The organism is Arthrobacter sp. SPT-J7, from assembly GCF_059089965.1.
Genome location: NZ_JBNHFF010000593.1, coordinates 1 through 382 on the forward strand (window position 1 = coordinate 1; position 382 = coordinate 382).

The window sequence follows — 382 nt, forward strand, 5'->3', positions numbered from 1 at the left end:
TGAGGTTGCCGAATACGACGGCGTCCGCCACCGAGTAGCAGTCCTCAAGCAGCCGGGGTGCTACCGGCCAATTGTCCAGGCCCTGAATTTTGTCGACGTTCTCGAAGCGGCTGATGTACCAGACATTCCACTCGTCGAAGGAGATGTTGATGGTCTTCGAGCTGCCCCGGACAGCCTTCACATGGTCGGCCGTTGCCACGACGGACTCGATGAAGTGGTCCATGTCGACGGCGGAGGCGAGGAAGGACCCGAGGTCCCCGTTCTTCTCCTCGTAGTACGCGTGGCAGGAGATGTAGTCGACCACGTCATAGGTGTGGGTCAGCACCACGCGCTCCCACTCGCCGAAGGTCGGCATATGGGCGCTGGAGGAACCGCAGGCAAC

The 382-nt window shown here is 61.3% G+C and carries 1 pseudogene; it reads right to left on the reverse strand.

Annotation, left to right across the window (positions count from 1 at the left end):
- Window positions 1-382: pseudogene (locus AC5RWX_RS34445) on the reverse strand (alpha-L-arabinofuranosidase); the annotation flags it as partial.